This is a genomic window from Bacillus silvicola (assembly GCF_050524305.1).
Classification (GTDB): Bacteria; Bacillota; Bacilli; order Bacillales; family Bacillaceae_G; genus Bacillus_A; species Bacillus_A cereus_AT.
Map to the genome: position 1 here is coordinate 645,001 of NZ_JBNGVC010000013.1, position 15,845 is coordinate 660,845.

The following is a 15,845-nucleotide window of genomic DNA, read 5'->3' on the forward strand; positions in this document are numbered from 1 at the left end:
ACAAACGCCATAAATTTCTAAGCGATGACTATTAATAACGAAACCTGTCGTTTTCGCAGCTTCCTCTTCAAGCTGTTCCAATCCTCCATAAGGAAAATCAACAATCTTACCACATTTTTCACAAATCACATGATAATGTTGACTTGTAACATAATCAAATCTACTTGAAGCGTCTCCATAAGTTAATTCCTTTACAAGTCCAACTTCTTTAAATACACGTAAGTTATTATAAACAGTTGCAACACTCATATTTGGAAACTTACCTTCTAATGCTTTATAAATGTCATCCGCTGTTGGGTGCGTCATAGATTCCACAAGGTACTCTAAAATAGCATGACGCTGTGGAGTAATGCGTACACCCGTATTTTTCAGCATTTCTAGCGCTTCTTTTAATTCTTCTTTGACCACCGTCATGCACCCCGATTCTATACGGATTATTATTTTATAATTCTTATAAAGAGTGTACTCCTTTTCTTATAAATCGTCAATATTTCTACTATAAGTATGTGGTTTATTTTTGTATATAGCCTTATTCTTATGTATCTTTCCCCAGTTTCTATACATTTGCATAGAAAAAAGTGCGACATAATCGCACTTGGAATACTATCATCTGAGGAGGTATGCCCTACACTTTCACTTTATGTATCGTAAGAAAATATGTATAGACGCATGCCTTACATATGTATTTTTTCTCCACATTAATATGGATTTATTTTATATAAGAAAGAACGTCCTCAATATGCCCTTTCACTTTACGCCATTCTTTTACAAGTTCGCCGTCTTTATTAATAAGGAATGTAGAACGCACGATTCCCATGTACTCTTTTCCAAAGTTCTTTTTCAACTTCCAAACATCGTACAATTCTGCTACTTTATGATCTTCATCTACTAAAAGGACAAATGGAAGCTCATGCTTCTCGATGAATTTCATATGCCTATTCACTGAATCAGGGCTTACACCAAGGATGACCGTATCCTTCTCTTGGAATAATCCATATGCATCACGAAAATCACATGCTTCAGTTGTACACCCTGGAGTCATATCTTTCGGATAAAAATATAAAACTACATTTTCACCTCGGAAATCAGCTAAACGAACTTGTTCTCCGTTACTTCCCTCTAATGTGAATTCCGGTGCCATTTCTCCTACTGTGATCATTGTTGTCACTCCTTCTCTTTTCCATTACTATAACAAATACTACCTTATTTTTCATTATCCATTACAGTCCTTACCACAAAGGCAAACGGTAATGTATATCCAATTAACGCCTCTCCAATTGCAATCCATCTTCCGATTCCAATCGGAGCTATATCCCCATATCCAACGGACAATAAAGTAACTGCGCTAAAATATAAACATATTTCAACAAGTTGAAAGGAATGAGCACTTAACCTATCCCCATCTTCTTTCAAAACTGCAAAACCCATTTCCTCTAATACAACATAACTTAATCCAAACGCAATCAATACCGTTGTATAAATTAAAAACAACGTGGCTAAATTATACAGCGAAAAGAAACGTTTGGAATCTGAATATGAACTCCATAATAATTGGACACTTCTCAAAATAGCTATTGCTACAATTAATAGAATAAATCCCCATAACATGTCCTCCACCTCATTTTATATGTATGAGGACTATAGATGATTTATCCCTTAGAAACGAACAAGCTTCTATAATTAATTTCCTGCACCGCGATATCGTTTGACCCCTTGATTCCAAAGGGTAATTGCAATAGTAAAACAGATAACACCAACAAATGGTGTCGCAAAAGCATAGCTATTCCACTCTGTTTTTCTTAAAAAGTATGCTGCTGGATATACCCCCACAAATGCAAACGGTAAAACAAACGTTAAAATAAAGCGAATAACACGGTTATAAATATCAACAGGATAGCGTCCATAATTCCCTATGTTATACATAAGCGGCATAATCGAACTTTTCGCATCCGACCAAAACCCAAGGCTTGCAAGTGTAACAAATATCCCACCGTACACAAGCGCCCCTCCCCCTACCATCAGTAAGAATAGGAAGAAATCATACCAGTAAAAAGATAAATTTAGTTCCGCTGCTGCATAGCCCATTACAATAATTCCTGTAACCGCTCCAATTAAAGATTCAAGTTCCATTCTTTCTAATATAATTTGAAATAAGCTATGAATTGGTCTCGTCAATACACGATCCATTTCACCTTTAATAATGTAACGATCATTAAAGTCCCATATATTAAAGAAAGCTGAAAAAATGGCAAACGGTACTAAAAAGAAACCGTAAATAAAGATTACTTCTTCTCGGCTCCACCCTTTTAGTGCTTGGGTATGTCCAAACACAACAAGAATGAAGATTAAATTAACGGCTTGCAGTGATAAATCTGAAAGTAATCCGACGATAAAATCGCCCCGATACTCCAATTTTGTTTTTATATATTGACTTGCATATTGTAAAAACAATTTTATATATAGCATCTCATCATCCCCCTTGTACAATTAAACGTTTTCTCGCCGTTTTCCACATTAGTACAATTGGAATAATAAGTATAATTGCCCAAATCAATTGAAATAATAAAGCTTCATATAACTTACTCCCTTGTATACCTTCAGAGAAAATCATACTCGGAATATAACTAATTGCTTGAAACGGTAAAAACACCATTGCTTTTTGGGCCCATAACGGATAAAAACTAATCGGTAATAATAAACCAGAAAATAAATCAATAACAACACGTTTCGCATACATAATTCCACTATTATTAAATAAGAAGAATGTAAGCATTCCGGTCATTAAATTTATTTGTGTATTAATGATAAAACTAAATATTAAAGATAAGAAGAAAAATAACCACGTTTGAAAATCCGTTGTAATTTGTAATGAAAATAACAATGTAACGATGACCATACCTGGAATTGAAAAGAAAGCAAAACGAAATATCCCTTCTCCAAGACCTTGCATAACTTTCATACCTAAATAGTTATACGGACGAATTAGCTCTACCGCCACACGTCCTTCTTGAATTTCCATCGCAATTTCTCTATCTATATTATTGAAATAAAAAGCACGTGCCATCCATGCGATCGCAATATACGTAGTCATTTGCGAAATAGATAAACTTTCAATATTCTCTTTCCCGCTATAAATCGCTTGCCATAAAAAATAATACGCACCGATATTAATCGTATAAATTAAAATCCCGCTGTAATAATTTGTACGATAGGCGAGCATCATTAAAAAGCGAATGCGAATCATTTCAATATACTTACCCATGCATAATACCTTCTTCATAAATGTTACGAATAATTTCCTCTGTAGACACTTCATTAATTTTTAAATCTTTAATTTGAAAGGCCTGTACTACTTTAGAAATCAGCATAGAAATGATAACCTCTTCATTCGGTATTTTTGCAATCCACGCATTTTCCTCTTTCGCTTTTGACCAAACGACATGATTATCTGGCATAACCATCGATAACTCCTGGTATGAAACCGGGGCAATAAACTGAAAATGTATTTCTTTTTCCGCTCCCCACTGTGTGCGAAGATTATCTAAAGATCCGTCATACATAATGTTTCCTTCATCAAGCATGATGACACGTTCACATAAAGCTTCAATATCAGTAATATCATGTGTCGTTAATAAAATTGTTGTTTTATAACGTTCATTCATCTCTTTTAAAAATTCTCGTATTTTCAGTTTCACAAGAACATCAAGTCCTATTGTTGGCTCATCTAAAAATAATAATGGCGGATTATGAATTAATGCCGCTGCCAATTCACAACGCATTCTTTGACCAAGAGATAATTTCCGCACCGGTTTATCCAATAAAGGACCAATATCTAATGTTTCAATAACATGTTCCATATGTTCCTTATACTGAGCATCCGATACACCGTACACTTTCTTCAATAAACGAAACGATTCTTGTACAGCGATATCCCACCAAAGCTGAGAACGCTGACCAAACACAACACCGATTGTTCTTACAAATTCTTCTCTTTGTTTGTGCGGATTCATTCCATTCACTGTAATTTCTCCTGATGTCGGAGTCAAAATCCCTGTAAGCATTTTAATCGTCGTTGATTTACCAGCACCATTCTCACCAATATAACCGACCATTTCACCTTGCTTCACAGTAAAAGAAACATCATTTACTGCTGGTACTATTTTATAATTACGATTTAATAAATCGCGAAATGCACCCTTTAATCCCGGACGACTTGAATAGGCTGTAAACTCTTTACGTAACCCTTGTACCTCAATTACCGATTTCATAATCGGACCCCCTTCCTAAATGTCACAACGAATAGTTTACCCAACTGCTCCTTCTATCACAAACAATACGTCTTTTCAAAAAACATGTTAGAATAATACATAGATTTTTGTAAGGAGATGAATTGAAGTGAATTTCACAAAATCAGAAGCGTTACATAAGGAAGCTTTAGAACATATCGTTGGTGGTGTTAACAGTCCTTCCCGTTCTTTCAAAGCAGTTGGAGGCGGTTCTCCAGTTGCAATGGAACGCGGAAAAGGTGCTTATTTCTGGGATGTAGATGGCAATAAATATATCGACTATTTAGCAGCATATGGCCCTATTATTACTGGACATGCTCACCCGCATATAACAAAAGCAATTACAACAGCTGCTGAAAATGGTGTACTATACGGAACGCCAACAGCACTAGAAGTAAAATTCGCAAAAATGCTAAAAGAAGCAATGCCCGCATTAGATAAAGTCCGCTTCGTAAACTCTGGTACAGAATCCGTTATGACAACCATTCGTGTTGCCCGCGCTTACACTGGTCGCACAAAAATTATGAAATTCGCTGGTTGTTACCACGGTCATTCCGATTTAGTACTTGTAGCAGCTGGCTCTGGTCCTTCTACTCTTGGAACTCCTGATTCAGCTGGTGTGCCACAAAGTATTGCACAAGAAGTTATTACCGTTCCCTTTAATAATGTAGAAACTTTAAAAGAAGCGTTAGATAAATGGGGACATGAAGTAGCAGCTATTCTTGTAGAACCAATCGTTGGAAACTTCGGTATCGTAGAGCCTAAACCTGGATTCCTTGAGAAAGTAAATGAGCTTGTCCATGAAGCTGGTGCATTAGTAATTTATGATGAAGTTATTACTGCTTTCCGCTTTATGTACGGTGGTGCTCAAGACTTACTTGGCGTGACACCAGACTTAACAGCACTCGGTAAAGTTATCGGCGGTGGACTTCCAATTGGCGCTTACGGTGGTAAGAAAGAAATTATGGAACAAGTTGCTCCACTCGGACCTGCATACCAAGCAGGTACAATGGCAGGAAACCCTGCTTCTATGGCATCAGGTATCGCATGCCTTGAAGTACTTCAACAAAAAGGCGTATACGAGAAATTAGATGAACTTGGCGCAATGCTTGAAAAAGGAATTTTAGAGCAAGCTACAAAACATAACATCGATATTACAGTAAACCGTCTAAAAGGTGCATTAACTGTATACTTCACGACAAATACAATTGAAGATTACGATGCAGCCAAAAATACAGATGGTGAAATGTTCGGTAGATTCTTCAAACTTATGCTTCAAGAAGGTATTAATTTAGCACCATCTAAATATGAAGCATGGTTCTTAACGACAGAACATACAAAAGAAGATATCGAATATACAATTGAAGCTGTTGGAAGAGCATTTGCTGCTTTAGCAGACAATAAATAATACTGTCATTACAAGGAAAAAAGAAAGCTCACCTTTCTTTTTTCCTTTTTTCTATTTCATAAATCTCATATTAATAGTATAATTATTCATAATTATCTGTTTTATATTCTTTTAGATCGTTATTATCTCTGTGTACAAGGTGATTTACACCTTAAATAGTAAGATTATTCAATCTTTTACAAGAGGGGGGATTGACGGATGCTCAATAAAAAAAATACATGGACACCGTCTTTATTTCGAGATTATAGAAATACAGAACATGATGCGTGTGGAATCGTTTCCGTTATGGAAAAAAGAAAAATTCCTACAAAAGAAAATATCGACCTTTGTATACAATCACTAATCAAAATGAACCATAGAGCTGGTTTCATCAATGGCGAAGGAGATGGTATTGGAATCCATATTGATGTACCAAAAGCACTTTGGAATGAAAAACTGAAAAGTAGCGGATATAATCCAACGATTGTGGATCATCCCCACTTTATCGTTGGACATTTTTTTCTAAACAAAAAAGAAAATATTGCTGATTTAAAAAATCAAATTCGTACACAACTAAACAATGAAAACTTTACAATTATTTTCGAAAGTGATGATGTCATAAATTCCGATGCACTCGGGCCACTTGGTAAACAAGAAGAACCTTTATTTTGGCAAGTTGCCCTTATCGCTGAAAATGAAGTTAAAAATATTGAGCAAACATTATTTGCTGTAACGATAAAAATAGAGAAAAACGAAGCGATTCACGTTGCTTCATTAAGTCGTGATCATGTTGTATATAAAGTTCTAGGTGCTGGAGATACACTCGTTGCCTATTACAACGATTTACAACACCCACTTATCGCTTCAACCATGACACTAGGACATAATCGCTATTCTACTAATACATTATCTAATTTTTTTCGTGTACAACCATTTAGCATTCTCGGACATAATGGTGAAATTAATACAATTGCCAAATTACGTGATCAAGCCGAAATGATTCATGTACCACTTACTGCTGGGGGCAGTGACTCCCAAGATTTAAATCGCACCTTAGAAACCCTTCTCGTTCAGTATAACTACAGCCTATTTGAAGCAATGGATATATTATTCCCACCAATTATTAATGAAATAAAACTTTACGAAACAAACTTACAAAACTTATACACTTATATACGTGAGGCTTGGGGGCATTTCGCCCAAGGTCCAGCTGGCATCATTTCACGTTATAAAGATGAAGCTGTTTTCAGTGTCGATTCTCTTGGATTACGCCCAGTTTGGAAAGTAGAGACAGAGAGCTCCTATATTTTCTCTTCTGAACCTGGAGTTGTATCACCAACTGAGTATGTAGCAGAGCCGAAACCACTCGCTCCTGGAGAAAAGGTTGGATTAAAATGGAATGAACAAGATGAGCTCGTTCTCTATGAATACGACAATTATCAAATTGAAGTATTCAACCGTTTTAAGAAACGAATCGATGTTACCAATTATCATTTAAACTTATCTATCCCTGAAACGAAAGAAACCCAAGGATTATGTGATTCTGTTCAAGTTGAAACGAAGCAATACGTCGCTTTCGGCTGGGATCGAGAACATATTCAGCTCCTTGAACAGATGGCGACAAAAGGTGTCGAACCAATTCGTTCACTTGGGCATGACTCACCACTTGCCGCACTTGATACAGATAGACGAAATATTGCCGATTTCATTAAGGAAAGTGTAGCCGTTGTGACAAATCCAGCCATCGATCGTGATCGAGAAGTCGAGCACTTCTCCACACGCACTGTACTCGGAGAACGTCCAAGTTTATTAGATAACTCTAAACAACCATTTGTAATCGAGATGCTTTCACCAATTATTTTAGAAGGAAGTTTAGCTCAGCCTATTGCGGCAGACTTACAGACGATTACGTACGAACAACTTATACAGCTATTCACCACTCATAGCTCTGTCTCTACAATTTCTGTTACATTTAGTCCATCAGAAACTTTACAAAGCGCGTTAAATCGAATTAGTTCCGAAGCGATAGCAGCCGTGAAAAATGGGGCTTCCCTACTATTATTAGATGACGCTAACTCTCATCAAAATGAACTATTATGGATTGATCCACATTTAGTTACCGCTAAAGTACATCAATCATTAACTGAAAATAACTTGCGCCGGAAATGCTCTCTCATTATACGTTCCGGTGCCCTTCGTTCCTTACACGATATCGTCACGCTATACGGATTAGGGGCAGACAGTATTAATCCATATTTATTATTCGCAACTGTAAATGATGGAACAAAAGCATCAATTACTAATTTGTATACCGCACTTAATAAAGGACTAGAGAAAGTAATTTCAACGATTGGAATTCATGAATTACGCGGTTACGGTCGCCTCTTTTCCTCTATTGGATTACATGAGGAAATCGCAAACACATTACAAATTACAAATTTCTTCGGTTCAAATGATTTAGCATTTTCACTTGAATCACTTGCTGAAGATGCAAAAATTCGTGCGATTGATTATAACAATCCACAAGTTAGAATGAGAAAATCATTTCATATATTCCCGCGGATTTGGAAAGCAATTGGTGATGTTGCCAAAGGAAACTCTTATGATGATTACCGCGACAAGTTAAGTGAATTAGAAGAAAATAACTCTATCGCAATCAGGCACCTTATTCAAACAAAACAAACAAAACATGTAATTCCGACTGAAGAAGTGTCCATCGGCATTCACAATCATGATTTACCATTTATTATTAGTTCCATGTCATTCGGTTCTCAAAATGAAATAGCCTTCCGTGCATATGCAGAAGCTGCCGATCAGCTAAATATGATTAGTTTGAACGGTGAAGGCGGCGAAATTAAAGATATGATTGGCAAATACCCAAATACACGCGGACAACAAGTTGCATCTGGTCGATTTGGAGTAAACGCTGAACTACTAAATTCATCAAATTTAATTGAAATAAAAATCGGTCAAGGAGCAAAGCCTGGTGAAGGTGGACATTTGCCTGGTTCAAAAGTAACTGCCAAAATTGCTGAAGCACGTAATGCGACAATTGGTTCGGATTTAATTTCACCTTCTAACAACCATGATATTTATTCAATTGAAGATTTAGCTCAAATGATTACAGAAATTAAAACGGCTAATCACCTTGCAAAAGTAGCCGTAAAAGTCCCTGTCGTTCCTAACATTGGAACAATTGCTGTCGGTATTGCAAAAGCTGGTGCTGATTTTATTAACATTAGCGGGTTTGATGGCGGAACAGGTGCTGCACGTATTCATGCATTGCAACATGTAGGTCTTCCTGTAGAAATCGGTGTTAAAGCTGCACATAACGCTCTATTAGAAGCACATATGAGACATAAAGTAGAGATTTGGGCAGACGGTGGTATCCGAAGCGTAAACGATGCCTTAAAAATCATGCTCCTTGGAGCAAACCGGATTGGATTTGGTACATTATCAATGATTGCCATTGGCTGTACAACTTGCCGTGGTTGTCATCTCGATACGTGCCACGTCGGAATTGCAACACAAATTGAATCTGAAGCTCAAGCAAAAGAACATGGACTGCGCCGTTTCGTTCCACGTGAATTAGAAAGCGCAGTTGCCGGGCTATTAAACCTATTCACTACTTTCGGTACAGAACTAAAACGTTTAACAGGGCAGCTCGGTTACACAAACTTACAAGATATTGTCGGGCGATCAGATTTATTAGAACAAACTCGAGGCAAGAACTTATTAAACTTACAAAACTTAATACAAACGATAGAAGATTCCTCCGTGAAAATAACGGAATCTGTACAAGAAAAACAATTTGAATCAACTAATTCTCTCCAGTCAAAAGAATTAGTAAGCGTCGGCGTAGAGCACCGTGTAATGGGCGGTCTAGAATCCTGTTATCGTGTTCGTAGTAAATTATATGAAAACACTCATCTTGAACCACTTACATTAAAGTATACAAACGGTTCTGTTCCTGGAAACGGATTAGGCGCGTACAATAGCGAGAACTTATTTATACACGTAAATGGCGGTGCGCAAGACGGCATTGGGAAAACTTCATTTGGTGGTGGCATTTATATAACGAAAGCAAAAGGAAAAGATGGAACATATTATAACGGTTCTGTCGGAAAAGGATTTGGGTACGGCGCTCAAAAAGGCGCATTATACGTGCAAGGTAACGCTGATGCTCGTGCTGGCATTCGCCTTTCTGGGGCAGATATGATAATTGGAGGTAGAATTACAAAACCACTCCGTGAAAAAAAACAAGGGAATATAGGCGCATATTCCAATATAAAAGGGTTTGCTTTTGAATATATGACAAATGGTCGTGCTCTTGTTTTAGGAGATCCTGGTCCATGGATTTGTGCCGGCATGACTGGTGGTGTTGTTTATTTACGTCATGAGCCAAACTTAGGTTTAACAGAGCAAGCCTTAAAACAAAGAATCGCTAAAGGTGCAAATGTAACATTGCAGCCGATTAGTAAAAGTGGTTTGCAAGATGTAAATGAATTATTATTAGACTACATTCGTGTATTAAATGAGCATGAACAATATGAAGAAGTCGCTTTAGTAACACCATTATTAGATGATATCCAGCTTCACTTCTATGAAATTATCCCGAAAAAAGAACAGGCGGACCCATCTATCTCAACTGAATGATAAAGTGAAACTTTAATCAGTGGGGGGATTGTCCATCCCCCACTGATTATTAGCCTTTACCAATCGGGCGTTAATGCGGGATATGTACAATATTTATTTTCATAAAAAAAATTGACGAAGCAAGCATCGCATAGTAATCTATAATAACAATTTGAAACCTGCTGAATTTCAGCAGGTTTTTTTATTAAAGAATAGATGTTTAAAGAGAATTTGGATAAATTATAAATTAATCTTAATTTCTTTATTAAACTTTTTAACGTCACTAAAATATCACTTGCTAACATATTGTAATGAATGTATAGTATCATGTTGTACATTCATTATGACAAGAGAAAGGATATCAATAAGGGTATGAAACTTGGTGCTCGCATTTTAAAAACGGGTATTGCCATCACATTAGCTTTATTTGCTTGTATTTTACTTCAATTACCGAGTCCAGTATTTGCGGGAATCTCAGCTATATTCGCTGTGCAACCGTCTGTATATCGCTCGTATTTAACAGCTCTTGAGCAAATTCAAGCAAACGTAATTGGTGCGGTATTCGCTATCGTATTTGCTACTGCTTTTGGACATAATCCTTTTATTATTGGATTAACGTGTATATTAGTAATTGCTCTTACTTTACAATTACGTTTAGAAAACACAATATCAATCGCTTTAGTAACAGTTATCGCCATTATGGAGTATCAAGGCGAAGATTTCTTTAATTTTGCCTTACTTCGATTTGCGACGATTATGATTGGAATTATTGCGGCTTCGCTTGTAAATTTAGTATTTATGCCGCCAAAATATGAAACAAAACTTTACCATCGCATCGTTGATAATACAGAGGAAATTGTTAAATGGATTCGTATGAACAGTAGGCAAGCTTCTGATTTCACAACGTTAAAAACTGATATTGATCGTATGAAAGAAAAAATGATCAAACTAAACCATTACTATTTGCTGTATAAAGAAGAAAGAAGCTACACGAAAAAAGTAAAGTTTGCAAAAATTCGTAAGCTCGTTTTATTCAGACAAATGTTAGCGACAACAAGCCGTGCTTTAAGTACGTTAAAGTCATTACATCGTACTGAAAATGAACTACGCTATATGCCAGAAGAATTTCAGGAATCTATTCAAAACGAACTTGATTCATTAACGCATTATCACGAACAAGTGCTATTAAAATTTATTGGTAAAGCAAAGAAACAACAATCCGTTGAGATGCTTGATGAAGTTGAAACAGGTAAACAAGAGTTAATTGATATCTTTATGGATTATCAAAACAAGGACGATGAGGAAGCGTATAAAACATGGCTACACCTCTTCCCTCTTATTTCTGCCATTATTAACTATAGTGAAGAAGTAGAGCATTTAGATTTACTTGTAGATAGCTTCTACACATACCATAAACCAGAAACAGAACTCAGAATCGATGATAAAAAAGAAGACGAATAAAAAACAGCTCCTTTTAAGCTAAAGGAGCTGTTTCTGTTATATGCTGAAGTTGATATAAATCGTAATAAAATCCCCTTTTTTTCATTAACTCTTCATGGGAACCCTTTTCTTTTATTTCACCATCTTCAACATAAATAATTGTATCGACATGCGTAATCGTCGCTAATCGATGTGCAATAATAATTGTCGTTCGATCTGCAGCTAACGTTTGAAGTGCCTCTTGAATATATCGTTCATTCTCTAAATCTAGAGCTGAAGTTGCTTCATCTAATATAAGTAAAGACGGATTCTTTAGAAAAACCCGTGCGATTGCTACACGCTGTCTTTGTCCACCGGATAATTTCACACCGCGTTCCCCAACAACAGTATCATAGCCGCCTGGCAACTCTGTAATAAAATTATGAATTTGTGCAGCTTTAGCAGCTGAAATTACTTCCGCCTTTGTAGCTTTCGGATTTCCATATAAAATATTTGCCCCGATTGTATCACTAAATAACAAATTATCTTGCAGTACAATTCCAATATTACTACGTAAATTTCTCATATCATACTTTCTTACATCTATCCCGTCTATATAAACTGCTCCTTCAGAAACATCATAAAAACGCGGGATTAAACTGGCGATCGATGACTTTCCTCCACCACTTGCCCCTACAAGCGCAACCTTCTCTCCTGGCAGCATAGTTAATGACAGATTATGCAATATTTCTTTTTCACCCGCATTATAACGAAAAGAAACATTATCAAATATAATTTCTCCATCTAGCCTTTTCGTTTGCACCGCATTTGGCACATTAACAATATCGTATTTTTCATCTAACAGTTCAAACACTCGATCCATTGAGGCGAAAGATTGTGTTAATGTTGTAGATGAATTAACGAGGCGACGAAGCGGACTATATAAACTATCCATATATCCAACAAAGGCCACCATAGTCCCCAGTGTTAATGATCCTTGAACTACCTCATACGCTGCAAAACCAATAACGAGTAACGGCCCTAAATCCGTTAACGTATTCACTGCCGAAAACGTTCTCGCCGTCCAACTTGTATGTGTTAGTGCTTTCGTTAAAAATTCATTATTTCTCTTTTCAAACTGTCCTCTTTCATACTCTTCTAATGCAAAGCTACGTGTCACTTGCATCCCTTGAATACGTTCATGTAAATATCCTTGCATCGTTGCTAAAGCTTGCGAGCGCTCTTTCGTCAATTTTCGAAGGCGTCCGAAAAAATATTTCACTGCAACTACATAAATAGGTAAGATTAATAAAGCAACAAAGGTTAATTTTATATTCATAGAAAACATAACGATAATGGCAATAACAATTGTTGCAGTATCTAACCAGACATTCATAAGACCGGTAATTACAAAATCCTTCGTTTGTTCTACATCATGGATTACACGTGAAATAATCTCCCCTGTTTTTGTGTTCGAATAATAACGTAAGCTCAATTTTTGTAAGTGTCCAAAAATATGTTTTCGTAAATCGTATAGTATTGTATTGGCGATACGTTGCGCGAAATATTGACGATAATATTCTATCGGTGGTCTTAATACCGCAAAGATAAAAAAAGCAATCCCAATTGCGGTTATTAATTGCGACGTTTTTTCTTGAAGTGAGGCTGTGCCTTGAATAACATCATCAATAATATACTTTAATAACCATGGCATAATAAGCGGGATACCGAACTTAACAAGACCAATAATAATTGTAATAGCAATGAGCCATCGATATGGTTTAACAAATTGTAAATATCTTTTTATATCTTGCACATAATCCCCCCTCTAATAGGACAAACCTGCCGGGGAATCCCCTGCAGGTTTGTTTTAATTTCTGTACATTAAATATCTTTCGTACCACATATCTACGAAATCCGGTGCAAATGGACCTTTTCTTTGATGAATCCACTGTGTTAAATGTGCTACATTTCGTTTTAAAATTGTATCAATAACAGGCGGATACTGCATGATCTGACTATGCTTTTCATACTCATCTTCATCTAAAAGTGTATATGTCATATCTGGATACACTTTAATGTCTAAGTCGTAATCAATATACTTTAATGCTTCAGAGTCATATGCAAAAGGAGAACTTAAATTACAATAATAATATACTCCTTCTTCTCTCAGCATTCCAATCACATTAAACCAATAATTAGCATGGAAGTAACAAATCGCAGGTTCGCGAGTAATCCATGTTCGACCATCTGATTCCGTAACTACTGTACGATCATTTGCTCCGATCACAAGGCTCTGCGTCCCTTTTAAAATTGTTGTCTCTTCCCACATTCTATGAATGGAGCCATTATGTTTATAACTATGTATTTGTACCTTTTCTCCTTCTTTGGGAAATCCCATATATGCTCCCTTCTTTCAACCGCAAATGCTTTTCTTAAGTTGTCTTAACTACCCCTTGAACTGCATTCACTTTTTTTCTATTATAACTTTTTTGTCAAAATTTTAAAACTAAAGCGATAGGGCACTTGTTTTCATGAGGAATATAATAAAGTTTGTATTATTGAATACCATATCACCAACCCTTTTAACAAAGGAACTTTTCCTATGAATTAGCAATACATATTTTAGAAGATCAAACGAAGATATAACAAAAAGAAAAGCCCCCTCACCTCTGTTTTGAAGTGACCCCTAAAAGTTAGACATGGTTATTTCATTAGGCAGCGTTTTGGGCGTGGGTCCGGTATTGTATCGGACTCATACCCTTTAATTTTGCCTTAATTCTCTTATGATTATAGTAAGATATATATTTTGCTAGTTCTTGTTCAAAATGTTCCATATTCTTAAAGTCTTTTCGATATAAAAATTCAGATTTCATAATACCAAAGAAATTTTCGATAACTGCGTTATCGTAACAGTTCCCTTTCCGAGACATACTTTGTGTAATACCACGTTTATGAAGAGAATCACGGTATTTTTTCATTTGATAGTGCCAACCTTGATCGGAATGAATAAGGAGGGCATCCTCATCTGTTAAGCGTTCAAAGGATTGGTCTAACATATTAGAAACAAGGGCGTAGGTTGGCCTTGAACCAATTGTATACGTGATAATTTCACCATTAAACAAGTCCAACATTGGCGATACATATAATTTCTCTCCAAATAATTTAAACTCCGTAATATCCGTGACCCATTTTTCGTTTGGCCTTTCTGCTTTGAAATTACGTTCTAAAATATTAGGGGCAATCTTTCCAACAGTTCCTTTATAAGAGCGATATTTCTTCATACGGACCAAACACTTTAATCCTAATTCTTTCATAATGCGTTGTATCTTTTTGTGATTTATTTTATGTCCACGATTAGTAAGTTCATCACGAATACGGCGATAACCATAACGGCCTTCATGTTCATGATAAACAGCTTGAATTAATACTTTCAAATCTGCATCTGGATCCGGACGTTTGGCATTTTTTAACCAATAATAATATGTGCTACGTGGAATATTGGCAAGCACTAAAAGTGATTGTACCGGAAATTGATGCCTTAATTCATAAACTACTTGCGCTTTGTCTTTTTTTGTGACTTCTGTTTGTTTTGAACTAAGGCATTCAACTTTTTTAAATACGCATTCTCCATACGTAACCTTTCTAACTCCTCTTGGAGTTCTTCAATGGAGCCTTCGACTGGTAATTGCTTTTTCACTATTTTGTGATTTTTATTATTCATAGACGGATGCCTCTTTTCTTTAAGTTGTAGGGCATCCAATCCTTCTGTTTCATAAGCTACTTTCCATTTACGAACCGTTTCATAAGATGGAATATTAAAAATTGCCGCTGTTTCCCTAATAGACGTCCTATTTTCAATCATATAGTTAAGTACGTCTAGTTTAAATTGCGTAGAGTAAGATGTATAGCGTTTTTCAAAAGCTTTTTCACCGGAATATTCATATCGGCTAATCCAGTGATAAAATACCCGCTGATCCACGCCTATAGATTTAGCAATGCTTGTCCCGCCTTCTGGGCCTTCTAAATATCGTTTTACTGCTTGTATTTTTTCTTTTGAAGAAAATTTAGCCATAAAAAAACTGCACCTCCAATTGTTAGTCGTGTCTAACAATTGG

At 36.2% G+C, this 15,845-nt stretch carries 12 protein-coding genes (1 of these 12 running past the window's edge); 3 read left to right on the plus strand and 9 right to left on the minus strand.

Going from position 1 to position 15,845, the window contains the following annotated elements:
* From perR to ACP6L7_RS25490, 6 genes are all read right to left on the minus strand, one after another.
* Window positions 1-408: the 5' portion of a peroxide-responsive transcriptional repressor PerR gene (gene perR, locus ACP6L7_RS25465; RefSeq protein WP_000237831.1), read on the minus strand. 21 nt of this gene lie to the left of the window's left edge; the window shows 408 of its 429 coding nt (coding positions 1-408); it begins with the start codon at window positions 406-408; its stop codon lies off the left edge, out of view.
* A 301-nt stretch (window positions 409-709) separates the two neighbouring features.
* Window positions 710-1,159 (minus strand): thioredoxin-dependent thiol peroxidase, encoded by a 450-nt coding sequence (gene bcp / locus ACP6L7_RS25470; protein ID WP_430529479.1) that lies wholly within the window; start codon window positions 1,157-1,159, stop codon window positions 710-712.
* Between the two features lie 44 nt (window positions 1,160-1,203).
* The gene (locus ACP6L7_RS25475) at window positions 1,204-1,608 is read right to left on the minus strand and encodes a potassium channel family protein (RefSeq protein WP_097828878.1); all 405 of its coding nucleotides are present in this window, start codon (window positions 1,606-1,608) and stop codon (window positions 1,204-1,206) included.
* A gap of 72 nt (window positions 1,609-1,680) precedes the next feature.
* Window positions 1,681-2,466 carry an ABC transporter permease gene (locus ACP6L7_RS25480; RefSeq protein WP_097828879.1) on the minus strand — a complete coding sequence of 262 codons (786 nt, stop codon included), beginning with the start codon at window positions 2,464-2,466 and terminating at the stop codon, window positions 1,681-1,683.
* 4 nt (window positions 2,467-2,470) lie between these two features.
* Window positions 2,471-3,262: an ABC transporter permease gene (locus tag ACP6L7_RS25485; RefSeq protein WP_097828880.1), complete on the minus strand. Its 792-nt coding sequence runs from the start codon at window positions 3,260-3,262 to the stop codon at window positions 2,471-2,473.
* Window positions 3,255-4,268 carry an ABC transporter ATP-binding protein gene (locus ACP6L7_RS25490; RefSeq protein WP_097828881.1) on the minus strand — a complete coding sequence of 338 codons (1,014 nt, stop codon included), beginning with the start codon at window positions 4,266-4,268 and terminating at the stop codon, window positions 3,255-3,257. The genes ACP6L7_RS25485 and ACP6L7_RS25490 overlap by 8 nt, the downstream gene beginning before the upstream one ends.
* Window positions 4,269-4,395: 127 nt before the next feature.
* Here ACP6L7_RS25490 and hemL point away from each other — a divergent pair, with 127 nt between their 5' ends.
* The 3 genes from hemL (at window position 4,396) to ACP6L7_RS25505 (ending at window position 11,769) form a co-directional block, all read left to right on the plus strand.
* Window positions 4,396-5,694, plus strand: a complete 1,299-nt coding sequence (hemL, locus tag ACP6L7_RS25495) for a glutamate-1-semialdehyde-2,1-aminomutase (protein ID WP_002125067.1) — start codon at window positions 4,396-4,398, stop codon at window positions 5,692-5,694.
* Between the two features lie 198 nt (window positions 5,695-5,892).
* Window positions 5,893-10,329, plus strand: a complete 4,437-nt coding sequence (locus ACP6L7_RS25500) for a glutamate synthase-related protein (protein ID WP_097828882.1) — start codon at window positions 5,893-5,895, stop codon at window positions 10,327-10,329.
* 351 nt (window positions 10,330-10,680) lie between these two features.
* A complete protein-coding gene (locus ACP6L7_RS25505) occupies window positions 10,681-11,769 on the plus strand; it encodes an aromatic acid exporter family protein (protein WP_097828883.1) in 1,089 nt (362 codons plus the stop codon).
* A gap of 13 nt (window positions 11,770-11,782) precedes the next feature.
* Here ACP6L7_RS25505 and ACP6L7_RS25510 read toward each other — a convergent pair whose 3' ends face one another.
* From ACP6L7_RS25510 to ACP6L7_RS25520, 3 genes are all read right to left on the minus strand, one after another.
* Window positions 11,783-13,543 carry an ABC transporter ATP-binding protein gene (locus tag ACP6L7_RS25510; RefSeq protein ID WP_097828884.1) on the minus strand — a complete coding sequence of 587 codons (1,761 nt, stop codon included), beginning with the start codon at window positions 13,541-13,543 and terminating at the stop codon, window positions 11,783-11,785.
* 54 nt (window positions 13,544-13,597) lie between these two features.
* The gene (ntdP, locus tag ACP6L7_RS25515; RefSeq protein ID WP_000506627.1) at window positions 13,598-14,128 is read right to left on the minus strand and encodes a nucleoside tri-diphosphate phosphatase; all 531 of its coding nucleotides are present in this window, start codon (window positions 14,126-14,128) and stop codon (window positions 13,598-13,600) included.
* Between the two features lie 313 nt (window positions 14,129-14,441).
* Window positions 14,442-15,802, minus strand: a protein-coding gene (locus ACP6L7_RS25520) for an IS3 family transposase (RefSeq protein ID WP_430528870.1) whose coding sequence is annotated in 2 segments (ribosomal slippage) — window positions 14,442-15,346 and window positions 15,346-15,802 — 1,362 coding nt in all. Because the reading frame shifts where the segments join, the coding sequence is not laid out codon by codon here.
* Window positions 15,803-15,845 lie beyond the last annotated feature (43 nt).